Below are 23,773 nucleotides of genomic sequence, written 5' to 3'. Positions count from 1 at the left end.
TCATGAACAACGCGCAGCGCTATATGCTGATCGATCAAAACAGCAACGTGATCAATGTGGTGATGTGGGACGGAGGTGATGGCTGGCAGCCCCCCAGCGGGCTCCAAGCCATTCCTTCGGATAACGCCGGGCCTGGCTGGACCTACAAAAATGGGACATTCACGCCTCCCACCCCGCCGGCACCTAAGGCTCTGACCGCGGAACAAGCCTGGGCCATATACCAACTTCAAGCCCAGTCGGCCCTTGCCGATTCAGACAAAACCATCCTGCGCTGCTATGAAGCCGGCGTGTCGGTTCCGTCTCCATGGGCAAGCTATCGCAAAGCTCTGCGCAACATCATCAGCGCAGGCGCTGGCAATGCATCCGAACCGCTTCCCGCTCGGCCGGAGTATCCCGCCGGGACATAGCTTGACCCCACAAGTAATCGCCTGGCCCGTCACATGGGCTAGGCGGATATGGCCCGGCGTCTTGACGACATCAAACAACAACATACACGTTAGCGTTTGATGCCGGAAAACCGCCGCGCTTCATTACCTTTCCCCTGCCATACCACAGGCCTTCTCTGACGGAGCCCACTGAAATCCGTCCACTGCTTCCGTCATCCGCTCTCCCGCACAATCACCGTCATTCTCAAACAACGACATCCGTCATCGGCCCTGCGGCCGATTTTTCTTTACCCAGCGGGAGGCGTTTTCCATGCAAGACCTTAAACCCATCAACAGTCCCGATAGCCTGTTTCACGACGGCAATCCCGCCACCGGCGAGCTAGGCACCATCGTCGCAGCCGACTGGCTGAACGGCGTGCAATCGGCCGCGCAGGAACTGCTGACCGTGATCAAGAATAGCGGCCAGACCCCTGACTCGACACGCAAGGATCAGCTGCTGCAAGCAGTTCAAAATATCGCCTGGGGCGGCAACAGCAAGCCCACCACATTGGCCGGCTACGGCATCGCCATCGCTAGCCAGGCCGAAGCGGAAGCCGGCACGGACAACATCAAAGCGATGACGCCGCTGCGCGTCGAACAGGCGCTGAATGCCGCCGGCCTGTCCGGCTACGCCAAAAACATCACCAGCGGTTCGCTGCAAACCGTGCGCGCCAACGGCCTCTATCACGTCGATGCCACCGGCCAGGTCAGCGGCGCACCAGACAAATGCAACGGCATGCTGCTCACCAACTTCCTCAGCGACAAATGGGGCAGCCAGGTCTACTGGATGTGGGGCGGCGCCACTTACGAACAACGGCTGCAAGATGGCAACTGGCAGCCTTGGGTCAAGCTGCTGAAAACCGGGCAGCAAAGCACGCTGGCCGATTACGGCATCACCGACGGCGCCAGCAAAACCGACCTGCAAACTGCCGTCAACAATCTGGTGGCCGGCGCGCCAGGCGCGCTGAACACGCTGCAGGAACTGGCGGCGGCGCTGGGCAACGATGCCAACTACGCGGCCTCGATTACCAAGCAGTTATCGAATAAGGCCGACAAGGCCACCACGCTGGCTGGCTACGGCATCGCCGACGGCGCCACTTCGACCCAGGTCAATGCCGCCGCACCGGCTGGCATGGTCGCCTACTTCGCGATGAAAGACGCGCCTGCCGGCTGGCTAGTCGCCGACGGGCGGGCTGTTGCGCGCAAGGACTACCCGGCGCTGTTCACCGCGATTGGCGGCCTCTATGGAAATGGCGATGGCTCGACGACATTCGGATTGCCCAACCTTTGCGGCGAGTTCATCCGCGGCTGGGATAATGGTCGAGGCGTGGATACCGGCCGAACCATCGGTTCCAGCCAGATTTCTACCCAGTTGCTGGTCGACAATGATGGCTTGCAGACCGTGGGCGCCATCGATTGGTCTTCGAATAATCTGCCCGCACTTGGATATGAGCCGGCGCAAACCAATTCAGTCAATCTTCACTACGTCAATTCAACGACAACCAGTAGCCTCGCCGATTCCAGCCTTATTCGCTCTCTCCGCCCCCGCAATGTCGCCCTGCTCGCCTGCATCAAATGCTGATGTGACCATCCTCGACGTTCCACGTGAAACCGCGCCTCTAGCGCGGTTTTCACATGAAGCGGTTCAACGCAGCACCACCAGCGCGGTGCCGGCGCAGCTGACTGCCGCGCCTATCCAGGCCAAGGAAGGCGGTGGGCGTTTCAGTACCACCCACAGCATGGGCAGGATCAGCACCGGGCTTAGCGCCGACAGAATGCCCACCGTCGAAACATTCGCATGCTGCAATGCCAGCATGATCAGGGTCATGCCCAAGCCCAGCGCCACCAGGCCGTTCAGCGCGGTCTGGCCCAGCATCCGCGGCGTGTACGGGCCGCGGCTTTTCGCCAGTTTCCAGCCGCTGAGCCACAACAGATAATGGGCGCCGCAGCTGACGCCCATGCGCAGCGCCGACGCGGTCACCGGCTCCAGCCCGGCCGCCATCGCCGGCTTGGCGAAGAAAGTCCCCAGCGCCTGGCACAGCGCGGCGGCGAGGCCCAGCGCGACGCCGGCGGCCAGCTTGTCGTTGCGCTCCCAGGCGTGGGCGTCCACCTCGCGCCGGCCGAAGGCCACCGCCAGCAGCACCCCGCCGAACACCAGCACGCTGCCCAACATCGCGCCCGCGCTCAAGCGCTCGGACAGGAACAGCACGCCCAACAGCACCGAGAACACGGAATGGGTGGCGAACAACAAGCCGGTGCGGCGCGGCCCCAGCCGGTTCATCGACGCGAACATCACCGTGTCGCCGAGGAAAATGCCGGTCAACCCAGACAACAGCGCCGGCCACAAGCTGGCCGCGCTGATGGTATGCCAGCCGCCGGACAGCAGGCTGACGCCGCCCAGCACGATGGTCAGCAAGGTCAGCCGCAGGCGGGTGAAGGCGAAGGGGCCGAAATGGCGGGAAGGCGAGGCGCCGAGCAAGCCGCCCAGCGCCCAGCAGCCGGCGGCGCCGACCGCGGCAAGGTCATACAGCATCATTAGTCCAGTAAATAGATTTCCACCCGTTCCTCGCCCTTGCCGATATTGCGGCGCTTGAGGGCGATCCGCCCCACCTCGCCGCTGCGCTTGAGGTGGGTGCCGCCGCAGGGCACCCGGGCGAAGCCGGGCAGTTCCCAGTAGCGCCGCCCGGCCGCTTGGTCGGAAAAAGCGCTGACGATGGGCTGGTCGTCGTCGATCAGCCGCTGCGCGGCGGCGGCGATCTCGGCCAGCAAGGGCGTGATCGGCAGATCCAGCGCGAAGTCTATCCGCGCCTTGTCCTCGGCGATGTGGGCGCCGATCTTCTCCGCGTCTTCCATCTGCTGGCAGATCACTTCCAGCACCAGTTCGGCGGCGAAATGCAGCCGCATCAGCCGGTAGCGGCGCGGCCAGTCTATCTCCACCGCCACCGCGTCGCCGGCGCGCAAACCGTGACCGGCATCCAGCGTATAAGCGATGTCCGCCCCCTGTTTCTCCGCCAGCCGCACCGGATGGCCGGCGATGCGGCCGCTGTCGCTCTCCTGCCCGCCGGAGAAGGCGTAGAAGATGGTTTCCTCCAGCCACACCCGCTCGCCATCCACCCGGCTGACACGGGTGGCCAGCTCAGTCTGGTAGGGGTCATCCCAAAACTGCTTGCGCGTCACCGCCCGCCGCCTGTCTCAAATACACATCCTGATCCAGCCTCTCCATCATCCGCTCCGGCCGGTTCAGCGCGGTGAAGCCGTACTGCGCGTACAGGCCATGCGCGTCGGCGGTGGCCAGCATCATCCGGCGCAGGCCGGCCAGGTCCGGATGCGCCATCGCCGCCGCCACCAGCCGCTTGCCGATGCCCTGCCCCTGCCAGCCGTCCAGCACGAACACATCCGCCAGATAGGCGAAAGTGGCGCGATCGGTGATGGCTCGGGCGAAGCCTATCAGTTGGCCGTCGTCGGCATAGGCGCCGAAGCACAGCGAGTGCGCCAGCGAGCGCTCGAACACCTCGCGCGGCAAGCCGCGCGCCCAATACGATTCGCCCGACAGATATTGGTAAATCCGCTCCCGATCCAGCCGCGCCGGATCGCAGTCTATCGCCACCGCCATCGCCGTTTCTCGCCCCGATGAAAGTCCCAGCGTAAACAAATACCCGCCGCCAAACAAGCGTTTGGCATATAAACGGCAAGCAAATGTCCGGTGCGGGAAGATTTATGGCATTTTCCGCCAGCATCTCGCGCATCGCCCCGTTGCCAGCCGCGGCAAAAACTCGCAGGATAAGGGTTTGTCCACGGTAAGCCGCGCCATGTCCCTGCCCTTGCTGAGAAACTTGCTGTTCGCCCTGTTGCTGGCCGTGATCGCGCTGTGGTGCGCCGGCAGCTGGGGCCAGATGCCGCTGTTGACCGAAATCGCCATCTGGCTGGGCGACGCGTTGGTGATGGGCGGGGCCTACCTGCTGCCCACCGTCACCGCCACCCTGGTCAAAAGCCCGCGCCTGAAGCTGGTGGCGCTGATCAATGTGCTGGGCGGCTGGCTGATCGTGCCGTGGATCGCGGCGATGGCGCTGGCGCTGAAACGCGACGACCTGGCCTGATTTCAAGGCGACCCGCCGGACTACAGCGCGGGCGCCTGCAAACCGAGAGGAGAAGACTGTGTTCCAACATGTAGACGCCTACGCCGGCGATCCCATCCTGTCGCTGGTGGAAGCCTTCGGCAAAGATTCCCGCGAGACCAAGGTCAACCTCAGCATCGGCCTGTATTACGACGAAGCCGGCCGCATCCCGCGCCTGAAGGCGGTGGAGCAGGCCGAGGCGCTGCTGGCCTCCCAGCCGCAGCCGCCGTGCACCTATCTGCCGATGGACGGCATGCCGGCTTACCGCAGCGCCATCCAGGCGTTGCTGTTCGGCGCCGAGCATCCGGCGGTGAAAGACGGCCGCATCGCCACGCTGCAGACGCTGGGCGGTTCCGGCGCGCTGAAAGTGGGCGCGGATTTCCTCAAGCGCTATTTCCCGGCGTCCGGCGTCTGGGTCAGCGATCCGACCTGGGACAACCACGTCGCCATCTTCGAAGGTGCGGGCCTGGTTGTGGACCGCTATCCCTACTTCGACCCGGCCACCCGCGGCGTCGACTTCGCGGCGATGCTGGCCAAGCTGCAAACGCTGCCGGCCAAGAGCATCGTGCTGCTGCATCCGTGTTGCCACAACCCCACCGGCGCCGACCTCACCGACGCGCAGTGGGACCAGGTGGTGGAAGTGGCCAAAACCCGCCAGCTGGTCCCCTTCCTGGACATCGCCTACCAGGGCTTCGGCGCCGGTCTGGAGCAGGATGCCTACGCCATCCGCGCGATGGCCGACGCCGGCATCGCCTTCCTGGTCAGCAATTCCTTCTCCAAGATTTTCTCGCTGTACGGCGAGCGCTGCGGCGGCCTGTCCGTGGTGTGCGAAACCGCCGCCGAAGCGGCGCTGGTGTCCGGCCAGCTGAAGGCCACCGTGCGCCGCAATTACTCCAGCCCGCCGACGCACGGCGCCAAGGTGATCGCCACGGTGCTGAACAATCCGGAGCTGAAGGCGCTGTGGGTATCTGAGGTGAACGAGATGCGCGAACGCATCCAGGCGATGCGCGGCGTGCTGGTGCGGGTGCTGAAGGAAGCGCTGCCCGAGCGCGATTTCGGCTACCTGGTGAACCAGCGCGGCATGTTCAGCTACACCGGCTTCAGCCAGGCCCAAGTGGACAAACTGCGCGAGCAGTTCGCCGTCTATCTGGTGGGCAGCGGCCGCATGTGCGTGGCCGGCCTCAATGCCGCCAACGCGCCCTACGTGGCCCAGGCCTTCGCTCAGGTTCAGTAAGGCCAAGCCTTTCCTGCCACGGCGGGCTCGTCGCGATGCGGCGCCCGCCGTTTTTCATTGCGGCACGCGGTGGCCAGAACCCGGTTCTGGCCGGAAGCGGCGTCTGCGGCGATAAAAAAACCGGCCCCGCAAGGCCGGTTGTACGCCGAATCAACCGCTTACCACACCTCGCCGGGTCGCCAGTCGGTTTCCAGCGACGCGCTGATGTCCAGCGCCGACGGCGTATGGAACAAGCGATAGATCATCACTTCCTCTTCAGGCGTCTCCACCAGGCCTTCCCGGTGCTGGTAGGCCAAGGGCCCCAACCACAGCTCCCAGCCGCGGCGGGCGTAGAAATCCGCCTCGGACGGCGACAGCGCGGCGATGTCGTAGTCATCGCCGATCAAGGCCGGAATGGTGGACAACACCGCGCAGCCATAGCCCTTGCCCTGCCGGTCCGGCAAGGTGGCCATCGCCTCCACATAGGCGGAACGAAGCGGCGGCAAGCCTTCAGCGCGCAATTCGCGCGGCAGCCAGGCGGCATGGCTGACCAGCTCTCCCTCGTCGCTGACCATCAGATGCGTGGCGTCGCCCAATAGCTCCATATACGGCGAGAAATCCTCCTCGTAAGCCTGAGAACACAGGTTCAGGATGTGGTCGCGCTGCTGCGTAGTCAGATCGCGGTTGGGCACAACCGTGAAGCTGAGCGTGGACATATCGGTCATGGCGGGCTCCTATCGTCGAAAAACAAGAGCGGCTGACGCAAACCTCCGATGCCGGTTCGCTGACGCAGGCAAGCGCCATGCGACAGGAGCGATGCGGCATCGGGAGTCTGGCCGGCCTCTCGAAAGAGGGCCAGGGGCACCAGCGGCTGAGACTCCGCCGCGCCGGCAGGGTTCAGTCCACCTGCCCTTCCATCCAGTCCGGCGGATACCGCCCGCCGGACACGTGACGGTGGAAAGACGAGTACGGCCAATCCCGCACCCGCTGGGTCCAACCGTGCCGGACCGGGCTGTAATGCAGGAAATCCAGATGGCGGGACAGCTCTTCCACCCCGGCCACCCGCCGCTGTTCATAGCGCGCTTGCCAAAGCGCGTCCCGCTCGCGGGGCGGACGTCCGTCGGCGCGCAAATAATGGGCGCCCACCAGCCGAGTCACCCGGCGCTTGATCTCGCGCCAGCGCGAACCGTGGTCGGCGTCGCCGGCCGGCAGCGTCCAGATCGCGTGCATCCGGTCCGGCAACAGCACCCAGCCCTCGATCCGGAACGGCCGCGCCGCGCGCACGGCGACGATGGCCCGCCGCAGCGCGATACGGACCATCTCGTCGGTAAGCACCGCATGCTGGCGCGTGGTGGCCACGGTAAAGAAGAAACACGCGCCCGCCGCGACTCCGGGAGGGAGAGGGGACATCGCAGGCCCCTGGCAAAAGGAACCAGCGTAACGGAAATGGTGAGATCGGGGGACCGGCCGAAAGCCGGGGCAAACTGCATGCTCACGGTAGAAAACGTTGCCTATCAAGTGTTCACAAGGTTAGCCGTCCAACTCGTCCTGCTTTTTTACAAGCGCGCCAATCGCGACCAAAAAAGCGATAAAGCAGATCAAGAAGGCCTGCTCATTGAGCAACAGCGGGACATACAAGTACAACGCTCCCTTGGAAACCATGCCTGGCGAGCAATTCCGCGCCCCAGCAATCAGCGGAGCCGCCGCGATAGCAGTACAGACGCCTGACGCAAGTAGGTGCGGCAGTCCTATCTTTTCGGCAGAAATCGAGTTCCAGATATTTAGGCAGGTAAAAAACGAAACCGCGGCGATCATGTTCAACGGCGCCAAGACCGCGGCGGCATACACCAGCGCAGCCGGCGTTCCCCATTGCCTGAGGCATGCGCCACCCCATCCCTCCATCCAGAATGACAATATCAATATCGAGACGGCATTGATCAGAAACATCCATATCAAGAACTGCTTCAGCCGGTCTGCCATGGCTTCTCCCCGAAACATTACGATTGGTTGGCTCGCAATCAATGGTTTGTCTTGCATGACCATGACTCATTGTTTGCAACTCAAGCAAGCTTCAAAATACCGGAACCTGCCCAAGACAGAACCGGCATCAGTGCCATTTGCCGCGCAGCAGCGCACATAAGCATCAGCCACAGTACAAGGCCAATATTTTCCCAATCATGACACAGGCTAAAATGGGCGCACTCCATTCACGCAAGCCGCAATGAAGCCACATCCCCCCTCGGCCCAAACCAAGCCAAGCCTCCATAACCAACTCGCCAGCCTGCTCGCCCTCGCCGGACTCAGCTCCCCGGTCATGGCGGAGGCGTTACCCCGGATGGTCGACATCCCCGCGGGAGAATGGCAAACCGACGCCTGCCCGGGATGGAAAGAAGGACGTGTCTGCGATCCGGAAAAATACCTGCGGCAAACCCTGCAGATCGCGCCGTTCCAACTATCGGCTACCGCCGTCACCTTCACGCAATGGGATGCCTGCGTCGAAGATGGCGGTTGCCAAGAGCCCGACACCGGCTGGGCATACCAAACCCGGCCGAATCAACCTCCCTGCCAAGCCGACGGCCCATGCAACTACCCGTATGACGAGGGCTGGGGACGGGGTGATCGTCCAGTGATCCACGTCAGTTGGAAAGACGCGCAGCGCTACGTCGACTGGCTCAGCCAGAAAACCGGGCAGCGCTATCGCCTGCCGACATCGGAGGAATGGGAATACGCGGCGGCGGGCGGGTCCGCTACCCGTTTTGCCTGGGGCGCCAAGCTGGGGAAAAGCCGCGCCAACTGCGATGGCTGCGGCAGCCGCTGGGATGGCAAAAAGACCGCGCCGGTCGCGTCGTTCGCGCCCAACCACTTCGGCCTGTACGACATGGTCGGCAATGTCAGCGAATGGGTGTCCACCTGCGTGCCCATCCGCTCCAAACGGGGCGAGGACAACCAGACCTGCATGGCTTACCTATATCGGGGCGGCGCTTGGTCGTATGACGTCAAGTCGGTGGGTATCGATACCTACAACTGGATATATCCGGACTTCCGCGCCAATTACATAGGTTTCCGCGTCGCACGCTGAGCATCCGGCACTCGCCATGCAGACAAAAGGGCAAGCCATCCGGCCTACCCTCGCGACTTACATTTGACGGTGCGTCGCCCTTTCGGGTGACGCACCCTACCCATCCACGTTACAGCGACGGCAATACCTCGCCATCCACCAGGCCATTGAAACGGCCGCTGGCCACCAGCGTGGCCGCCTTCTCGATGTCCGGCGCGAAATAGCGGTCCTTGTCGTAGAACGGCACCAGCTCGCGCAGCATGCCCTTGGCCGCCTCCAGCTTGTCGCTGGACTTGTGCGGCGCGCGGAAGTCTATGCCCTGGCAGGCCGCCAGCAGCTCAACACCTAGAATGCCGGCGGTGTTGCCGGACATGTCGCGCAGGCGGCGGCCGGCAAAGGTAGCCATCGACACATGGTCTTCCTGGTTGGCGCTGGTGGGCAGGCTGTCCACCGAAGCCGGGTGCGCCAGCGACTTGTTCTCGCTGGCCAGCGCGGCCGAGGTCACCTGGGCGATCATGAAGCCGGAATTGACGCCGCCGTTGTTGACCAGGAAGGGCGGCAGCTTGGACAGATTGCTGTCGATCAACAGCGCCATCCGGCGTTCGGACAGCGAGCCGATTTCGGCAATCGCCAGCGCCAGATTGTCGGCGGCGAAGGCCACCGGCTCGGCATGGAAGTTACCACCGGACAGGATGTCGTTGTCGCCGGCGAACACCAGCGGGTTGTCGGACACCGCGTTGGCCTCGACGTGCAGCACCTCGGCGGCGTTGCGAATCTGGGTCAGGCAGGCGCCCATCACCTGCGGCTGGCAGCGCAGGCTGTACGGGTCCTGCACCTTGCCGCAGTTTTCATGCGACTGCTCGATCTGGCTGTGCGCCAGCAGCTCGCGGTACAGGCGGGCGGCGTCGATCTGGCCCTGGTGGCCGCGCACTTCGTGGATGCGGGCGTCGAACGGGGTGCGGCTGCCCAGCGCGGCCTCCACCGACAGGCTGCCGGCCACGGTGGCGGACACGTACAGGTCTTCGGCGGCGAACAGGCCTTCCAGCGCGAAGGCGGTGGAGGCCTGGGTGCCATTCAGCAGAGCCAGGCCTTCCTTCGGCGCCAGCGTGATCGGCTCCAGGCCGGCGGAGCGCATCGCCACCGAGCCCGGCACGCGCACGCCGTCGACGAAGGCCTCGCCCTCGCCGATCAGCACCGCGCTCATATGCGACAGCGGCGCCAGGTCGCCGGACGCGCCGACCGAGCCCTTCTGCGGAATCACCGGGTAGATCTGGCGGTTGAACAGCGTCACCAGCGCGTCGATCACTTCGCGGCGGATGCCGGAGAAGCCGCGCGCCAGCGAGTTGATCTTCAGCGCCATCACCAGGCGCACGCTGCTGTCTTCCATCGGCGCGCCGATGCCGGCGGCGTGCGACAGCACGATGGAGCGTTGCAGCAGCTCCAGCTCGTCGGTGGCGATCTTGGTGCTGGCCAACAGGCCGAAGCCGGTGTTGATGCCATAAACGGTGCGGCCCTCGGACAACACGCGCGCCACTGTCGCGGCAGAAGCGTCGATGGCGGCGTGGCTGGACGGGTCCAGCTGCAGTTGCAGGCCGGTTTCACGTGAAACGCGGCGCAGGTCGGCCAGCGTCAGCCGGCCCGGTACGATGTTGAGGATGCTCATGGCTTCTGTCTCTCTATGCTTCTCTATGTTCTGTTGTTGCGCGATCTAGCCCAGACGGGACCAGATCAGGGTGACGCTTTCTTTCAGCCCTTGTCCGGACAGCTTCAAGCGCCCGTCAGGCAGCTTCTCCACTTCGCGGCGCATGGTCTGGCCGATCACCGCCGGCGCGTTCGATTGCAAGGCGGTGTGGTAGACCACGCCCGGCGCTTCGCCCAGCCGCCAGCGTCCGGTGTAGAAATTGGACACCCGCTGGGCGTCCTCCGGGCTGGGATCTGCCAAAGGTTGGCGGTTCTGCGCGACGCTGACGTAGCCGCTGGCGGTGTAGATCAGCGTGCCGCTTTGCTCGCCCGGCCAATGGAAGGCTTCGCCGCTTTCGCGGTGGACGATGAATTCGTCCAGCTTCCATTCGCCGATCAAGTCGTCTGCCTGCATTTCGCTTCTCCTGTGACGCGACAGGCGGAACGCCCCGCCGGGGCGCCCGCCCTACCCGCTTACTTCAACATCGGCAGATCCAAGCCCTGTTGCTTGGCGCAATCCACCGCGATCTCGTAGCCGGCGTCGGCGTGGCGCATCACGCCGGTGCCCGGGTCATTGCGCAATACGCGGCCCAGCCGCTCGGACGCGGCATCCGTCCCGTCGCAGACGATGACCACGCCGGAGTGCTGGCTGAAGCCCATGCCCACGCCGCCGCCATGGTGCAGCGAGACCCAGGTGGCGCCGCCGGCGGTGTTGAGCAAGGCGTTGAGCAACGGCCAGTCGGATACGGCGTCGGAGCCATCCTTCATCGATTCCGTCTCGCGGTTAGGCGAGGCGACGGAGCCGGAATCCAGATGGTCGCGGCCGATGACGATGGGCGCCTTCAATTCGCCGTTCTTCACCATCTCGTTGAAAGCCTGGCCCAGGCGGGCGCGGTCTTTCAGGCCCACCCAGCAGATGCGCGCCGGCAGGCCCTGGAAGCTGATGCGCTCCTTGGCCATGTCCAGCCAGTTGTGCAGGTGCGGATCGTCGGGGATCAGCTCCTTCACCTTGGCGTCGGTCTTGTAGATGTCTTCCGGATCGCCGGACAGCGCCACCCAGCGGAAGGGGCCGATGCCCTCGCAGAACAGCGGGCGCACATAGGCCGGCACAAAGCCGGGGAAGTCGAAAGCGTTGGCCACGCCCTCTTCCAGCGCCATCTGGCGAATGTTGTTGCCGTAGTCCAGCGTGGCCGCGCCGCGCTCTTGCAGCGTCAGCATCGCGCGCACCTGCACCGCCATCGACTTCTTGGCGGCGGCGGTGATTTCGGCAGCGGCGGTCTTCTGCTTGTCGCGCCATTGGGCCACGGTCCAGCCCTGCGGCAGATAGCCGTGCACCGGGTCGTGGGCCGAGGTCTGATCGGTGACCACGTCCGGGGTGATGCCGCGCGCCACCAGTTCGGCGAACACATCGGCGGCGTTGCCCAAGAGGCCCACCGACACCGCCTTGCCCGACTGCTTGGCGTCTTCGACGATGGCCAGCGCCTCGTCCAAGGTGGTGGCCTTGCGGTCTACGTAACGGGTTTTCAGGCGGAAATCGATGCGGGTTTCGTCGCATTCGACGGCGATCATGGAGAATCCCGCCATGGTGGCGGCCAAGGGCTGCGCGCCGCCCATGCCGCCCAGCCCGCCGGTCAGAATCCAGCGGCCTTGCGGCTTGCCGCCGAAGTGCTGGTTGGCGACGGAGAAGAAGGTTTCGTAGGTCCCTTGGACGATGCCTTGCGAGCCGATGTAGATCCAGGAGCCGGCCGTCATCTGGCCGTACATCATCAGGCCCTTTTTATCGAGCTCGTTGAAGTGCTCCCAGTTGGCCCAGTGCGGCACCAGGTTGGAGTTGGCGATCAGCACCCGCGGCGCGTTTTCGTGGGTCTTGAACACGCCGACCGGCTTGCCGGACTGCACCAGCAGCGTTTCGTCGTCCTCCAGCCGCTGCAAGGTTTCCAGGATCTTGTCGTAGCATTCCCAATTGCGGGCGGCGCGGCCGATGCCGCCATACACCACCAGGCTTTGCGGATGCTCGGCCACTTCGGCGTCCAGATTGTTCTGGATCATCCGGTAGGCGGCTTCGGTCAGCCAGCTTTTACATGTGAGCTGGTTGCCGCGCGGCGCGCGGATGTGGCGGGAAGCGTCAAAACGCGGGTCAGTCATGGTTCTCTCTCCTCTGTTTTCCTTGAATCGCGCGATGGTCAACGGCGCAGGTGGCGGCTCAGGCTCCAGGCCAGCCGCGCCGCCGCCTTGGCGCCATGGCTGTCGATATCGAATGCGGGATTGAATTCCACCAGGTCGGCGCCGGCGAGCTTGCCGCTCTTGGCGATGCGGCCGGCCAGCGCCTCCACCACGGCGATGTCCACGCCGTAGCCGGCCGGGGCCGACACCGCCGGCATCTGCGCCGCCGGCAATACGTCCAGATCGATGGTCAGATAGACGGCGTCGACGCTGTCGAGAAACTCGGCCAATTGGCCGCGGATGTCGGCCAGCTGCCAGCCGTTCATGTCAGTGTCCAGCCGCCATTCGGCGCCCAAGCGGCGGGCGGTATCGAACAAGGCCTGAGTGTTGGCGGTTTCGGCCACGCCCAGGCACAGGTAACGGAATACGCGGCCGTGGCGGGCACAATCGGCGGCGATCTGCGCGAACGGCGTGCCGCTGGTGGCCTCGGGAGCCTCGCGCAGGTCGAAATGGGCGTCGAAATTGACCACGCCGATGCGCTTGTCCGGATGCGCGGCCGATAGGCCCAGCCAGTGGCCGTAGGCGGTCTCGTGGCCGCCGCCCAGCACCAGCGGCAGATGACCGGCGGCGATGACCTGCGCCACGCGCTCGCCCAGGCGGCGCTGCGCGGCTTCCAGATCGCCGTCGGCGCAGGCGACGTCGCCGGCGTCGTACAAGGGCAAGGTCGGGTGCCAGGCCAAGTTGGCCAGCGCCTTGCGCAGCGTCTGCGGGCCGCCGGCCGCGCCGACGCGGCCCTGGTTGCGGCGCACGCCCTCGTCGCAGGCGAAGCCGATGATGGCGATGCCGGGCGCGCCGTTCTCAGGCAAAGCCTGCACCGCCTGATGCCAGCGCTTGGCCGCCTCGCCTTCTGCCGCGTCCACGCGGCCGGTCCAGATTTTCATGTCCACCATGAGCAAGCTTCCTTTGTCGCCGTCCCGGCCGGAAGCTCGCAGCGTCCGGCGGGCCGAACGGTAATCAGTCGATGTATTGAGTCGCGCCGCGGAACACCCGCTGTTTCAGCAGCGGCACGCCCACGCTGTAGGCCAGTTCGGCCGGGTGGGCGATGTCCCAAACCAACAGGTCGGCGACGCAACCGGCGGCCAGCCGGCCATGGGTGTCGCCGCGGCCCAGCGCCCGCGCCGCGTGGCGGGTAACGCCGGCCAGCGCCTCTTCCGGCGTCAGGCCGAACAGCACGCAGGCCTGGTTCATCGCCAGGCGGATCGATGCGAACGGGCTGGTGCCGGGATTAAGATCGGTGGACACCGCCATCGGCACGCCGGCGGCGCGCAGCTTGTCCACCGGCGGCTTTTGCGTTTCGCGCAGGAAATAGAAGGCGCCGGGCAGCAGCACCGCCACCGTGCCCGCGCGTTTCAGCGCTTCCACGCCGGCGTCGTCCAGATATTCGATGTGGTCGGCCGACAGGCCGCCGAACTCGGCCACCAGTTCCGCGCCGTGGAGGTTGGACAGCTGCTCGACATGGCCCTTCACTTTCAAGCCATGCGCGCGCGCCGCCTCGAACACCCGTCGGGTCTGCGCCGGCGTGAAGCCCACCGATTCGCAGAACGCGTCCACCGCCTCGGCCAAGCCCGCCCGCGCCGCCACCGGCAAGATGGACTCGACCACCAGATCGATATAGCCGTCGGCGTCGCCGGCGTATTCCGGCGGCACCGCGTGGGCGGCCAGCAGCGTCGCCGCCACCTCTACCGGCAAGGACGCCTCCAGCCGCCGCGCGGCGGACAGCTGCTTCAGCTCGTCGGCCTGGGTCAAGCCATAGCCGGACTTGATCTCCACCGTGGTCACGCCTTCAGCCATCAAGGCCTTCAGCCGCGGCAGGCTGGCCAGCGCCAGCTCCTCCTCGTCCAGCCAGCGCGTGGCGCGGACGGTCGAGACGATGCCGCCGCCCTCGGCGGCGATCTGCTGGTAAGGCACGCCGGTCAGCCGTTTTTCCCACTCCGCCGCGCGGCTGCCGCCGTACACCAGGTGGGTGTGACAATCGATGAGGCCCGGCGTGACCCAGCGGCCCTGCAGATCGAACACCTCGCCGTCAAAGGCTGCTGCGTCGATGCCGGCCTGCGGCAGCACCGCCTCGATGTGGCCGTCGCGCAACAGCAGCGCATGGCCTTCCAGCGCGCCATAGGGCGCGTCATGGACCGGGTCCATGGTGGCCAGCCTGGCGTTGAGCCACAGGCTGGGACGGTGGGGATGGGGAACGTTCATGGTCGTCCTGCCGGGTTATTTGTATATACATTTAATCGCCTGGACTTCCGGTGTCAAGCATTGAGAGATTTCTTTTCCCAGACTGTCTCACGCAAGGCACTGATGTTGCATGGCAATAAAAAACGACCGCTTATCAAGCGGCCGTTTTTGTTTGGGATTGTCGGTTAATTGTATATACCGTTTACTTCTTCACCCGCGTCTGCGAACGCAGTTTGTAACGCAGCCCCGGATGGGTGAGCCGGGCGAAACTGACCAGCTTCTTGTGCGACCAGGTCCGGCGCAGCACCAAGAGGCAAGGCTCGGCGGCGGCGATGCCCAGCAAGGCCTGCTCGGCCGCCCCCGGCAGCACCGCTTCCACGCTATGCTCGATATCGGTGAGCGGGCAACTCTGCATCAGGTAGTCGTTGGGCGTGCGCTCGGAGAAATCCTGCCGCAGATAATCGGGCGCGAAAGCCGGGTTGACGTAGCGATCCTCCAGCTGGATCGGCACATCGTCCTCGCAATGGACGATCAGCGAGTGATAAACGGCGCCGCCGGCGCGCACGCTGAGCCGCAGCGCTACCTCTTCGCTGGCCGGCGCCGCTTCCAGCAGGATCACATGGGCGGTGTGGCGATGGCCGCGCGCTTCGATTTCGGCGGCGATATTGTTGATGTCCAGCAGCGGCGACTCCGCCTTGCGCTCGGCGACATAGGTGCCGTCGCCGGCGAAGCGCAGCAGGATGCCGGCTTCGGCCAGATCGCGCACCGCCTTGTTGACCGTCATGCGCGACACGCCGAACTGCCGCGCCAACTCCAGCTCCGGCGGAATCTTGCAGCCGGGCAGGAAATGGCGGTCGCGAATGCCGGACAGGATGTAGTCCTTGATGCGCTGGTAACGGGGTTGGGCGGCGTCTGACACCTTGGCTCCAGTCTTGACGGGAATGAGCGATTGTAGCGCGAGCGGCCGCATCGCTGGCTGATCCAGCGCAGATAAAGGGAGGCGAAACCATGATGACCCTGCCGCAATGGCTGGCGGCCTACGACGAAAGCCACCGCCATCCGTTCAACATCGCCATGCACAAGCTGTGCGTGCCGCTGATCGCGCTGTCGCTGCTGGGCATTCTGATCGTGCTGCCCGGCCCGCTGCCCTGGGCCTGGCTGGCGGCGCTGGCCGCCGTGGCCTGGTACTGGAGGCTGTCGCGCGCGGCGGCGCTGGTGATGGCTGTGTTCGGCGGCCTGGCGCTGCTGCTGTTGACTATCGCCCAAAGCCAGGGCCTGCCGCTGGGCGTCGTCTCGCTGCTGGTGTTCGCGCTGGCCTGGGCTGGCCAGTTCGCCGGCCACGCGCGCGAAGGCAAAAAGCCGTCGTTCACCCAGGACCTGCAATTCCTGCTGATCGGCCCGCTGTGGACGCTGCGCGCGCTATGGCGGCGGCTGGGCTTGATCGAATGACGCGCTGAACCGCGCCGCCGCGCGCTATCATCGGTCTTTTCCCGATCCCGATGGAGCGCGCGATGTTCCTACCGCAAGGCCTGAGCCTGGCTACCCTGGCGCCCGGCGTCGACCAAATCCTGCTGGCCGGCGACGGCTTCTCCGCCCGCATCGCCCTGCTGGGCGGCCAGTTGATCGACTACCGCCGCGACGGCCAGCCGCCGCTGCTCTATCTGTCGCCGCAAACCGCCTATCAGCCCGGCAAGGCGATACGCGGCGGCGTGCCGGTGTGCTGGCCGTGGTTCGGCCCGCATCCATCCGATCCCGGCCAACCGGCGCACGGCGTCGCCCGCCAGCAGATTTGGACGCTGCGCGACGCCGGCTGCGACGGCCAAGTGTTCCACGTGAAACTCGACGGCCCGCGCCACGACGGACTCGCCGCCGAACTGGACTTCCGCATCGGCCCCGACGGCGCAAGCATCGCGCTGACCACCATCAACCATGGCGACGCCGCGCAAACCGTCAGCGCCGCGCTGCACAGCTATTTCGCTGTCTCTGACATCGACAGCGTCGAGCTGCTGGGCCTGGAAGGCGCCCCGGCCCACGACAAGGTGGCCGACGCCCGCGCCGCGCTGCCGGCCGGCCCGTTCCGCTTCGACGGCGAGGTGGACCTGATGGTGTATTCCGACCGCGCCGCGACGCTGTGCGACGCCGGCTGGCGGCGCGATGTCGTCGTCCAGCCGGAAGGCTCGGCCAGCACTGTGGTGTGGAACCCCGCGCCGGCCAAGGCGCAAAGGCTGGCCGACCTGCCGGACGAGGACTGGCGGCGCTTCGTCTGCGTGGAAACCGCCAACGCCGGCGACGACGCGCGCGCGCTGGCACCGGGCGAGCGCCACCGGCTGGCTTGCCGCCTGCATTTCTCTTGTCACGGCTAGGGGTTATAATCCCCAGTTCGAGACGGCCGCCGCGACCCTCCGGTCCGGCGGCGCTTTCCAGGCTATACGGACCTCAGCAATGGCACGACCAGACAAGATTTCCCGCTTCCTTCCGCTGACCTTCGCCAACGGCAACAGCGTGCGCCGTTTCGGCAAGCACTGCCCGCAGTGCCGCGCCATGGTGGGCGCCGAGCACATGGAAGGCCTGGCCAGCCTGATGCACGGCAAGATCTACCTGTCCGCCGAAGCCTGCTGTCCGCAATGCGAGCAACGCTTCCCGGTGGCCTGCGTGATCACCGACGACAAGCGCGTGCACCGCGTGCTGCTGCCGCTGTGGATGTTCCGCCTGTGGATGAAGTCCGCCACCCGCCACGATCCGCAGCCGATCAACAATGACAAGTGGGACCTGGAGCAGGCCGACAGCGCGCCCAAGGGCCTGATGCTGCCGGCCGACGCCGACGTGCTGCGCTCCGAGGAAATCCTCGGCCGCTTCCAGGGCGAGCCGATCAGCGCCTGGATCGAATACCAGGGCCAGCGCTTCGTGTTCGACCGCGCCGCCCCCGGCAATAATCTGGCGCTGGCCGCCAGCGAGCTGCTGCTGGAAGGCCGGCTGATCTACCGCCAGCAATGAGGCGGCGCTCCCCTGCCGCCGCTTTCGCGGCGGGCCGAGCCGGAACGCTCTAGAGCTTGTCCTTGCCATTCGCCGTCCGCCATACGCCAGGAGACGGCGGCGAATCCGGCTTCTTCGGCGGAGTTACGCCGCACACCCGGGCCAGCGTATCCAACGTTCGCGATACCGCCGCCATCGCCTCGTACACATCGACAGATCCCGCCGCGCCGCCATTTGCCTGGCGCTTTGTCGCATCGGCCCGCCATTTGCGGATGATCTGGCCAAGCATGGCTCGCTGCGCCAGCAAAATCTCCAATGCCTGCTCGTCGGACAATGCGCCCTCCCCCGCCTGCAGCGCTTTGCCGGCCCGCACGCTCCTCACTTCGTTTTGAATCGCGCTCATCTTTAACCTCCTCCAAAAGCTCCCGCGCCGGAACGCGCGTTTCGACCATTCAGCCATCCATGCCGCCGCCAGTTCCTCCGTCACCCAACAGCGCGGTGTTGGCTGTCTCGATCCGGAATCTCCCTCGTTGCCCGCATGAAAAACGGCCGGGAAACCCGGCCGTTTCGCGTTGCCAGCGGAACTCAGTGCACGCTGGCCGGGTAATGGCCGGCCACCCAACTCTCGAAGCGATCGAACATCGCCGCGTCGCCGGCAGCGTTGTCGGCGATCAGCTCCGCTCCGTGCACCAGACGGATGCGCGCGTCCAGCGCATCCGGATACTGCGCCGGATAGTCGCGGACGGCGGCGTCAGAGATCAACTTCTGCGCGCCGGCCCAGGCTTCGTCCACGCTCTGGTTGCAGCTGTCGGCCAGGTAGCGGGCGTTGAACGGCTCGCCGGTCAGGCGCAGCAGCGTGGCGTTGTGGTTGATGCTGTTGCCCGGGCCCCAGTAGTGCTCGGCCAGCAGCGGGCCGATGGCCGGGTTGTCGGTCAGGTAGCCGAACTTGCCGATGAAGTAGGCGCGGGTCTGGTACACCGCCATATTGGCCAACAGGTAGCCGTGGTAGGCGGCGGCCGATTCCTGGTTCAGCAGGTGCGGAATGGCCAGCAGCGGGCGCGGGCTGACGGCGATGCCCAGGATGCGCTGCTCGCTGTCGCGCGCCAGCTGCAGGATGCGCTCGGCGCTCAGCTCGCTCTCCGGCAGCGCGTACAAGGCGCGCTCAAAGTACGCCACCACGGCGATCGAGCGCTCGGCGTAGGCGGCGAACGGCTGCGTCGCCTCGATGCGGGCGCGGATCAGCTCGTCCGGAATCGCCTCACCCTGGCCGTTGCGGGCGTAACGCTTCAGCCAGTCGGCGTCGTCCAGCAGGCTGTCGCAGAACATGCTCTGGGTTTCGGCGTAGGCCATCGACGTCGGCGCGAACTCCTGCGAGAAGCACGGCGCGTTCTGCGTGACATTGGCGAAGTGGGCGGCGTGGCCACCCTCGTGGAACAACGTGTTGATCGCGCGCGCGCCGCTGCCCACCTGGTCCGGCTTGGCGTCGGCGGTGAAGTTGATCTGGCCGGCCACCCAGGTTTCGCCGTCGAAGAAGGACGGGATCGGACCGTGGCAGAAGCCGTTCTGATACTTGCCCTGGCGCTCGACCAGGTCCAACTGCATCGTCGCGCCGCGGTACTGGATGCCCAGGCGGCGGAAGCTCAACACCCAACGCTCGACGGCCTTGGCGAACGGCAGGAACGGGTCCATCTGGCGGGTGACGTCGCCGCTCATGTGGAAGCGCAGATTGTGCGCCTTGAGCGCGCCGTCGCCGTGCCTGACCTTCAGCTGGTCTAGCGCGCGCTGGTTGGCGTCGCGGGTGCGAGCCTCGAAATCGTCCAGAATCGCGAACAGCTGATCCGGCGTCATCTGCTCGTTCTTCTTCACCTTGTATTCAAAGTAGTCGGCGTGGCCCAGGCTGCGGGCGAGCGCGTTGCGCTTGTTGACGATGGCGATGAAGCCATTGTCCAGCGCCCAGCGCTCCAGGCCCATCAGCGCGTCGTGCGAGCTCTTGCGCGCCGCCTCGTCGCGGTTGGTGCCCATATTGGTGGACAAGCCGCTCAGCGTCGCCTCTTCCAGCTCCCCGGCCTCGTTGATATGGCGCATCTTGTAGCCGCGGCGCTTGGAAAACAGCTCGGACTCCAGCTCCACCAGCTCGGTCATCAGCTGGCGCGCTTCGTCGCTTTCGATGATGTTGCTGTCGAACAGCGCCAGCCAGCCCTTGAAGCCATGCAACAGCGCGTCGCGCTCCGCGCCGGCCGGCAGCGCTTCCAGCTGCGCGATGGCGGCCTTGGTCCACGCCAGCCGCTCCGGGCTGGAGATGAAATCCTTGAACGCGCCCTCGGCGCGGGCGAAGCCGGCGTCGTCGTCGGACACCGCCATATAGGTGTCCCAGAACAGGTCTTCCTTGGCCTTGTGGATAGCCAGATAATCGCGGTTGAGCGCGTCGAACTCGCCGCGCAGCGCTGCCAATGCAGTCATTTCCATTTTCTCCCGGGGATGTCGCCGCTCTATCGGCGGCATGGTTTGGGCGACGAATATCGCCACGTCATGGATGATTAAGTCTCATACCATATCCCCGCAAGGTCAAGATATCTCAATGCTATTTCACACATATCCCTATTTTTTGCATGAGTAAATCAAAACTCGCGCCGATCGGGTCGGCATCAGCCGCCGGCAGGCCGGCGGCTGATGCCGCAAGCGGCTAGAACATCGACAACGGGTAGGCTGTGTTCACCCGCCACATCCCGCCGATCAGGTTCAGATAACCGGCAATGTTGAACACCGCGCCGTTTTCGCCGGTGCAATAACCAGCGGCATTGACCGCTGGCGCCGACGGACCGACAAACTGGCCGCCGGCTGGCGGCGCGGCGGCAATGGCGTGGGTATAGGCGTAACGGACCGACGCCATGATCTGCGCCCGGTTGCAAGCATCGGGATAGAAAGTGGAGCTGCCGGCCCCACCCTTGGCGACCCATGCGCCAGCCGCCGCGTCATACACCTGGATGCCGCCGCCGACATAGCGATATGGCCCTGGATGGGCCGCGCCGGGCAATACGATGTAGTCCACGCCACCGGTAATTTGAGCCGCCAACGGCGCTGCGGGTCCCGCCCCCAACACGGGATTGTGTCCGCCCGGCCGGGCATGGAAACCCACGGCCGCGCCAGCGGCGTTGATCTCGCCGCAGAAGATATGCTCCAGATTGATCTGCGGGTTAAGCCGGCTGTTGGCGGCCGGCGGCACGGCTACCTGCATCGGCGCCAGAGCGATATCCGCCGAACCCGGCGCGCAATTGATCGCAGCGGCGGCCGGCAGCGCCGCGGCCAGTCCAAATAGAAGCAGCAGAAGGGAACGCATGGGAAACTCCTTGTCTGGCGGACAGCACATGCTGCCTACCAGGCAAGACGAAACGGCTTCCCATCTGTGAAAACCGCATCCACTCTCTCCACAACCGCCCGGCCTCAGGCCGCGAGCAGCAGATCCAGCCGGCGGCCATCGCGCAGCGGCTGCATGTCGAAGCCCAGCCTCTGCGCCAGCAGCAGCATCGCCACGTTGCCGGGCGCGCAATGCGCGCGGAAGCGCCGGCACGCCAGCCGCTCGCGGCCGAAGGCCAGCATCAGCCGGGCTGCCTCCCGCGCGTAGCCCTGCCGCCAGGCGGTCTCGGCCAGCTCGATGCCGAACTCGGCCTCGCCGCCGCCCGCGCCGCGCAAGCCGACCGAGCCGATCAGCGCGCCGTCGTCGCTACGCTCGATCGCCAGCTGCCAGTCGCGTCGCGGCACTCGCCGCTGCTGCGCCAGGAAACCCGCCAGCAGCCGCGCGCAGAAATTTGCGCCCATCTGCTCCGGCGCGTAATGGCGGCCGAACGCCGCGCCCTTGCGCACCGCCAGATAGGCGTCGAGATCGGATTCGCGAAAATCGCGCAGCCTCAGCCTGCCGTCCGGCTCGGCCAGGATCAGCATGCGCAAGTCTCCAGCCGGCGTTGGTCGACGCGCTGCTCCAGCCGCGATCGGCGCAGATGGTTTTCGTCGGCCAGCAGTTGTCGCGGCGGCGCTTCGGTGGAAAGAATGGATGGGGAAACGGGCTCGTCGCCGAGCATGTCGCGCAGCAAGTGGCGCGACAGAATAAAGATCGATGCCATGATGGCGGTACCTGTAAAGAACGATGAAAGAGCGAGGAGTCCGGCGCGCCGGGCGGCGAAACGGCTCCGATAATTCCCGCGACGATGCGTTTTTAGGATGCGCACGCGGCGGAAGCGCGAAGTCTGCTCCCGCCGATGGCCATTCGTCAAGCATAAGTCTGTGGACGCGGTCTTATGCTCACCAGCGCCGGCTTGTCTGCTTGGCCGGCGCGTGCGCCGCGCGCCAGCGGCCAAATCCGGTGCGCAAGGCGGCATCCATCAGTCCCAGCTGCAGGCCGACCATCACCGCGTACAACAGCATGCCCCCGCTCAGCGGCATCCATGGCACCGCCCAGTCGCTCAGATGCGGATACAACAGCCAGGCCAGCAGCAAACCGGCCACCAGCGTCAGTTCCACCACGCGCCACGATCGGGTGCGCAACGCCAGCCGGACGCCGATGTCGGTCAGAAAGAAAACCAGGCAGAGCAGATAGAGTTCCATGATGAATTCCCCGCGACAAGGACAGCGGCGCCGCGGGCTGGCTCCAATTGTCCGACATTGTACGGCGCTGGCTGCTGCCCGCGATTTCTGCGCCCTGCCCCCCTTTTCTTAAGGGGTTATAGCTAAACCCGTACCAAGTGTCAGGTACGCTTTCCATGTTAATGGTCTAGCCAACATTGCCAGATTCATTACATTGTCAGACAACATCCATAAGGAGTTGGGTTTTATAGCGCTTCAGTACAATGTTTTTCTGGGTGACGCGCCGCTATTCTGCTGAAATCAGCAAACTGTCATAAGGATTTCCATCATGGCCACCAGCACCCAGGGACAGGTTCTCTCGCTGCAAGGCAGCGTCAAGGCGATCGGCGTCGACGGCAAGGTCCGCATCCTGAAAGTAGGCGACATCCTGCAGCCCGGCGAGCAACTGCAGCTGGAAAACGGCGCCGCCGTCAGCATCAGCCGCGCCGACGGCGAAGTGATGCACCTGGACGGCGACCGCCAGGTGACGCTGACCGAGGAGGTGCTGCACGCGCAGCATGCCGACGCCGCGGAAGCCAGCATCGCCCCGCTGGCGCCGGAAGCGCAGCAGATCCTGGCCGCGCTGGACAATCCGACGGCCAACCCCGGCAATCCTTTTGACAGCCTCGACCCGGCAGCGGCCGGCCTGAACGACGCCGGCGGCGAGAACAGCGGCCACTCCTTCGTCCGCATCGGCCGCATCTCCGAAAGCCTGACCGGGCTGCAACTGGACGCAGCGCAGACAAGCGCGGCTCAAGTGCCCGAAAACCGCGCCGCCGACGTCCCGGCGCAGAACTCGCCGCCGTTCTTCACCGCAACCAACGGCGCGCCGTTGGGCAGCGACATGAACGTCACCACCGACGAAGACACGCCGGTCAGTGGCACGCTGACCGCCAGCGATCCCAACGGCGACCCGCTGACCTTCGTCAAAGGCGCCGATCCGCAACACGGCACCGTCACCGTCAATCCGAATGGCACCTGGACCTATACCCCGGCCCAGGACTACAACGGCAGCGACAAATTCACCGTCACCGTCAGCGACGGCCGCGGTGGCACCGCCACCGTAACCGTCAACATCGGCGTCAATCCGGTCAACGACGCCGCAGTGATCACCGGCAACGATCAGGGCGCGGTGACCGAAGACGCCAATGTCTCGGCGGCAAATACGCTGGACTACCGCGGCAAGCTGAATGTGGCCGACCCCGACCAAGGCGAGGCGGTGTTCAATACCAGCCGCGTCGACAACAAGACCAGCAACCTCGGCAGCATCACCATCGACGCCAACGGCAACTGG

Annotated in this window: 27 protein-coding genes; 9 read left to right on the top strand and 18 right to left on the bottom strand. The window is 65.4% G+C overall.

The window, feature by feature from the left end; genetic code table 11:
- Positions 1 to 2: 2 nt before the first annotated feature.
- Complete coding sequence (locus VA599_RS21495) at positions 3 to 407, top strand: hypothetical protein (protein WP_346790551.1); 405 nt, start codon at positions 3 to 5, stop codon at positions 405 to 407.
- Between the two features lie 289 nt (positions 408 to 696).
- Positions 697 to 2,007, top strand: coding sequence for a tail fiber protein (locus tag VA599_RS21490; RefSeq protein ID WP_346790549.1), 1,311 nt, complete (start codon positions 697 to 699; stop codon positions 2,005 to 2,007).
- Positions 2,008 to 2,070: 63 nt separating this feature from the next.
- On the opposite strand, the gene VA599_RS21485 is transcribed toward VA599_RS21490, so the two are convergent.
- The 3 genes from VA599_RS21485 to VA599_RS21475 are packed head-to-tail and all read right to left on the bottom strand — an operon-like array spanning position 2,071 to position 4,038.
- Positions 2,071 to 2,958 carry a DMT family transporter gene (locus tag VA599_RS21485; protein ID WP_346790548.1) on the bottom strand — a complete coding sequence of 296 codons (888 nt, stop codon included), beginning with the start codon at positions 2,956 to 2,958 and terminating at the stop codon, positions 2,071 to 2,073.
- 2 nt (positions 2,959 to 2,960) lie between these two features.
- Entirely contained in the window at positions 2,961 to 3,602 is a 642-nt protein-coding gene (locus tag VA599_RS21480; RefSeq protein WP_346790547.1) for an alanyl-tRNA editing protein, read from the bottom strand.
- Positions 3,577 to 4,038: a GNAT family N-acetyltransferase gene (locus VA599_RS21475; RefSeq protein ID WP_346790546.1), complete on the bottom strand. Its 462-nt coding sequence runs from the start codon at positions 4,036 to 4,038 to the stop codon at positions 3,577 to 3,579. The genes VA599_RS21480 and VA599_RS21475 overlap by 26 nt, the downstream gene beginning before the upstream one ends.
- A gap of 175 nt (positions 4,039 to 4,213) precedes the next feature.
- Between VA599_RS21475 and VA599_RS21470 the strand changes: the two genes are divergently transcribed.
- Together VA599_RS21470 and VA599_RS21465 are read left to right on the top strand one after the other, a co-directional pair.
- A complete protein-coding gene (locus VA599_RS21470) occupies positions 4,214 to 4,522 on the top strand; it encodes a superinfection immunity protein (RefSeq protein ID WP_346790545.1) in 309 nt (102 codons plus the stop codon).
- A gap of 58 nt (positions 4,523 to 4,580) precedes the next feature.
- Positions 4,581 to 5,774, top strand: coding sequence for an amino acid aminotransferase (locus tag VA599_RS21465; RefSeq protein WP_346790544.1), 1,194 nt, complete (start codon positions 4,581 to 4,583; stop codon positions 5,772 to 5,774).
- Between the two features lie 158 nt (positions 5,775 to 5,932).
- On the opposite strand, the gene VA599_RS21460 is transcribed toward VA599_RS21465, so the two are convergent.
- The 3 genes from VA599_RS21460 to VA599_RS21450 form a co-directional block, all read right to left on the bottom strand.
- Positions 5,933 to 6,478: a GNAT family N-acetyltransferase gene (locus tag VA599_RS21460; protein WP_021475208.1), complete on the bottom strand. Its 546-nt coding sequence runs from the start codon at positions 6,476 to 6,478 to the stop codon at positions 5,933 to 5,935.
- 172 nt (positions 6,479 to 6,650) lie between these two features.
- Positions 6,651 to 7,163 carry an REP-associated tyrosine transposase gene (locus tag VA599_RS21455; RefSeq protein WP_031295403.1) on the bottom strand — a complete coding sequence of 171 codons (513 nt, stop codon included), beginning with the start codon at positions 7,161 to 7,163 and terminating at the stop codon, positions 6,651 to 6,653.
- A 120-nt stretch (positions 7,164 to 7,283) separates the two neighbouring features.
- Positions 7,284 to 7,733 (bottom strand): hypothetical protein, encoded by a 450-nt coding sequence (locus VA599_RS21450; RefSeq protein ID WP_152526798.1) that lies wholly within the window; start codon positions 7,731 to 7,733, stop codon positions 7,284 to 7,286.
- Positions 7,734 to 7,974: 241 nt separating this feature from the next.
- Between VA599_RS21450 and VA599_RS21445 the strand changes: the two genes are divergently transcribed.
- Positions 7,975 to 8,832, top strand: coding sequence for a formylglycine-generating enzyme family protein (locus tag VA599_RS21445; RefSeq protein ID WP_081665748.1), 858 nt, complete (start codon positions 7,975 to 7,977; stop codon positions 8,830 to 8,832).
- Positions 8,833 to 8,941: 109 nt separating this feature from the next.
- Here VA599_RS21445 and hutH read toward each other — a convergent pair whose 3' ends face one another.
- From hutH to hutC, 6 genes are all read right to left on the bottom strand, one after another.
- Positions 8,942 to 10,474 carry a histidine ammonia-lyase gene (gene hutH, locus VA599_RS21440; protein WP_346790541.1) on the bottom strand — a complete coding sequence of 511 codons (1,533 nt, stop codon included), beginning with the start codon at positions 10,472 to 10,474 and terminating at the stop codon, positions 8,942 to 8,944.
- Between the two features lie 45 nt (positions 10,475 to 10,519).
- Positions 10,520 to 10,906 carry a lipocalin-like domain-containing protein gene (locus tag VA599_RS21435; protein ID WP_346790540.1) on the bottom strand — a complete coding sequence of 129 codons (387 nt, stop codon included), beginning with the start codon at positions 10,904 to 10,906 and terminating at the stop codon, positions 10,520 to 10,522.
- A 59-nt stretch (positions 10,907 to 10,965) separates the two neighbouring features.
- Complete coding sequence (hutU, locus tag VA599_RS21430; protein ID WP_346790538.1) at positions 10,966 to 12,636, bottom strand: urocanate hydratase; 1,671 nt, start codon at positions 12,634 to 12,636, stop codon at positions 10,966 to 10,968.
- Positions 12,637 to 12,674: 38 nt separating this feature from the next.
- Positions 12,675 to 13,604 carry a formimidoylglutamase gene (gene hutG, locus VA599_RS21425; RefSeq protein WP_021475202.1) on the bottom strand — a complete coding sequence of 310 codons (930 nt, stop codon included), beginning with the start codon at positions 13,602 to 13,604 and terminating at the stop codon, positions 12,675 to 12,677.
- 64 nt (positions 13,605 to 13,668) lie between these two features.
- Positions 13,669 to 14,910 carry an imidazolonepropionase gene (gene hutI, locus VA599_RS21420; protein WP_346790536.1) on the bottom strand — a complete coding sequence of 414 codons (1,242 nt, stop codon included), beginning with the start codon at positions 14,908 to 14,910 and terminating at the stop codon, positions 13,669 to 13,671.
- Positions 14,911 to 15,091: 181 nt separating this feature from the next.
- Entirely contained in the window at positions 15,092 to 15,808 is a 717-nt protein-coding gene (gene hutC, locus VA599_RS21415) for a histidine utilization transcriptional repressor HutC (RefSeq protein WP_031295399.1), read from the bottom strand.
- 89 nt (positions 15,809 to 15,897) lie between these two features.
- Here hutC and VA599_RS21410 point away from each other — a divergent pair, with 89 nt between their 5' ends.
- The 3 genes from VA599_RS21410 (at position 15,898) to VA599_RS21400 (ending at position 17,883) form a co-directional block, all read left to right on the top strand.
- Entirely contained in the window at positions 15,898 to 16,338 is a 441-nt protein-coding gene (locus VA599_RS21410; RefSeq protein WP_021475199.1) for an Mpo1 family 2-hydroxy fatty acid dioxygenase, read from the top strand.
- A gap of 62 nt (positions 16,339 to 16,400) precedes the next feature.
- Positions 16,401 to 17,252: a D-hexose-6-phosphate mutarotase gene (locus tag VA599_RS21405; RefSeq protein ID WP_346790533.1), complete on the top strand. Its 852-nt coding sequence runs from the start codon at positions 16,401 to 16,403 to the stop codon at positions 17,250 to 17,252.
- A 79-nt stretch (positions 17,253 to 17,331) separates the two neighbouring features.
- On the top strand, positions 17,332 to 17,883 hold the full coding sequence (locus tag VA599_RS21400; protein ID WP_021475197.1) for a hypothetical protein: 552 nt from the start codon (positions 17,332 to 17,334) through the stop codon (positions 17,881 to 17,883).
- Positions 17,884 to 17,932: 49 nt separating this feature from the next.
- Here the strand turns inward: VA599_RS21400 and VA599_RS21395 are convergent, their stop codons facing one another.
- The 6 genes from VA599_RS21395 to VA599_RS21370 form a co-directional block, all read right to left on the bottom strand.
- A complete protein-coding gene (locus VA599_RS21395; RefSeq protein WP_346790531.1) occupies positions 17,933 to 18,265 on the bottom strand; it encodes a hypothetical protein in 333 nt (110 codons plus the stop codon).
- 182 nt (positions 18,266 to 18,447) lie between these two features.
- Entirely contained in the window at positions 18,448 to 20,322 is a 1,875-nt protein-coding gene (locus tag VA599_RS21390) for a M3 family metallopeptidase (RefSeq protein ID WP_346790530.1), read from the bottom strand.
- Positions 20,323 to 20,545: 223 nt separating this feature from the next.
- Positions 20,546 to 21,199, bottom strand: a complete 654-nt coding sequence (locus VA599_RS21385) for an EndoU domain-containing protein (protein WP_021475192.1) — start codon at positions 21,197 to 21,199, stop codon at positions 20,546 to 20,548.
- A 104-nt stretch (positions 21,200 to 21,303) separates the two neighbouring features.
- Positions 21,304 to 21,801 carry a GNAT family N-acetyltransferase gene (locus tag VA599_RS21380; protein WP_346790528.1) on the bottom strand — a complete coding sequence of 166 codons (498 nt, stop codon included), beginning with the start codon at positions 21,799 to 21,801 and terminating at the stop codon, positions 21,304 to 21,306.
- On the bottom strand, positions 21,795 to 21,980 hold the full coding sequence (locus VA599_RS21375) for a hypothetical protein (protein WP_346790526.1): 186 nt from the start codon (positions 21,978 to 21,980) through the stop codon (positions 21,795 to 21,797). The genes VA599_RS21380 and VA599_RS21375 overlap by 7 nt, the downstream gene beginning before the upstream one ends.
- A gap of 178 nt (positions 21,981 to 22,158) precedes the next feature.
- On the bottom strand, positions 22,159 to 22,461 hold the full coding sequence (locus tag VA599_RS21370; protein ID WP_346790524.1) for a hypothetical protein: 303 nt from the start codon (positions 22,459 to 22,461) through the stop codon (positions 22,159 to 22,161).
- A 307-nt stretch (positions 22,462 to 22,768) separates the two neighbouring features.
- Here VA599_RS21370 and VA599_RS21365 point away from each other — a divergent pair.
- Positions 22,769 to 23,773 (top strand): retention module-containing protein (locus tag VA599_RS21365; protein WP_346790522.1); only part of this gene is annotated, 1,005 nt, incomplete at its 3' end.

It is taken from the genome of Chromobacterium indicum (genome assembly GCF_039708975.1).
GTDB classification, from domain to species: Bacteria; Pseudomonadota; Gammaproteobacteria; order Burkholderiales; family Chromobacteriaceae; genus Chromobacterium; species Chromobacterium piscinae.
This window is presented reverse-complemented; position numbering and strand designations above follow the sequence as displayed.

Excerpts from the sequence above, each read along its gene's own strand:
- VA599_RS21495 (WP_346790551.1), top strand. The coding sequence starts at position 3 with ATGAACAACGCGCAGCGCTATATGCTGATCGATCAAAACAGCAACGTG.
- VA599_RS21490 (WP_346790549.1), top strand. The coding sequence starts at position 697 with ATGCAAGACCTTAAACCCATCAACAGTCCCGATAGCCTGTTTCACGAC.
- VA599_RS21485 (WP_346790548.1), bottom strand. The coding sequence starts at position 2,958 with ATGCTGTATGACCTTGCCGCGGTCGGCGCCGCCGGCTGCTGGGCGCTG.
- VA599_RS21475 (WP_346790546.1), bottom strand. The coding sequence starts at position 4,038 with ATGGCGGTGGCGATAGACTGCGATCCGGCGCGGCTGGATCGGGAGCGG.
- VA599_RS21460 (WP_021475208.1), bottom strand. The coding sequence starts at position 6,478 with ATGACCGATATGTCCACGCTCAGCTTCACGGTTGTGCCCAACCGCGAT.
- VA599_RS21455 (WP_031295403.1), bottom strand. The coding sequence starts at position 7,163 with ATGTCCCCTCTCCCTCCCGGAGTCGCGGCGGGCGCGTGTTTCTTCTTT.
- VA599_RS21450 (WP_152526798.1), bottom strand. The coding sequence starts at position 7,733 with ATGGCAGACCGGCTGAAGCAGTTCTTGATATGGATGTTTCTGATCAAT.
- VA599_RS21445 (WP_081665748.1), top strand. The coding sequence starts at position 7,975 with ATGAAGCCACATCCCCCCTCGGCCCAAACCAAGCCAAGCCTCCATAAC.
- hutH (WP_346790541.1), bottom strand. The coding sequence starts at position 10,474 with ATGAGCATCCTCAACATCGTACCGGGCCGGCTGACGCTGGCCGACCTG.
- VA599_RS21435 (WP_346790540.1), bottom strand. The coding sequence starts at position 10,906 with ATGCAGGCAGACGACTTGATCGGCGAATGGAAGCTGGACGAATTCATC.
- hutU (WP_346790538.1), bottom strand. The coding sequence starts at position 12,636 with ATGACTGACCCGCGTTTTGACGCTTCCCGCCACATCCGCGCGCCGCGC.
- hutG (WP_021475202.1), bottom strand. The coding sequence starts at position 13,604 with ATGGTGGACATGAAAATCTGGACCGGCCGCGTGGACGCGGCAGAAGGC.
- hutI (WP_346790536.1), bottom strand. The coding sequence starts at position 14,910 with ATGAACGTTCCCCATCCCCACCGTCCCAGCCTGTGGCTCAACGCCAGG.
- VA599_RS21410 (WP_021475199.1), top strand. The coding sequence starts at position 15,898 with ATGATGACCCTGCCGCAATGGCTGGCGGCCTACGACGAAAGCCACCGC.
- VA599_RS21405 (WP_346790533.1), top strand. The coding sequence starts at position 16,401 with ATGTTCCTACCGCAAGGCCTGAGCCTGGCTACCCTGGCGCCCGGCGTC.
- VA599_RS21400 (WP_021475197.1), top strand. The coding sequence starts at position 17,332 with ATGGCACGACCAGACAAGATTTCCCGCTTCCTTCCGCTGACCTTCGCC.
- VA599_RS21395 (WP_346790531.1), bottom strand. The coding sequence starts at position 18,265 with ATGAGCGCGATTCAAAACGAAGTGAGGAGCGTGCGGGCCGGCAAAGCG.
- VA599_RS21390 (WP_346790530.1), bottom strand. The coding sequence starts at position 20,322 with ATGACTGCATTGGCAGCGCTGCGCGGCGAGTTCGACGCGCTCAACCGC.
- VA599_RS21385 (WP_021475192.1), bottom strand. The coding sequence starts at position 21,199 with ATGCGTTCCCTTCTGCTGCTTCTATTTGGACTGGCCGCGGCGCTGCCG.
- VA599_RS21380 (WP_346790528.1), bottom strand. The coding sequence starts at position 21,801 with ATGCTGATCCTGGCCGAGCCGGACGGCAGGCTGAGGCTGCGCGATTTT.
- VA599_RS21375 (WP_346790526.1), bottom strand. The coding sequence starts at position 21,980 with ATGGCATCGATCTTTATTCTGTCGCGCCACTTGCTGCGCGACATGCTC.
- VA599_RS21370 (WP_346790524.1), bottom strand. The coding sequence starts at position 22,461 with ATGGAACTCTATCTGCTCTGCCTGGTTTTCTTTCTGACCGACATCGGC.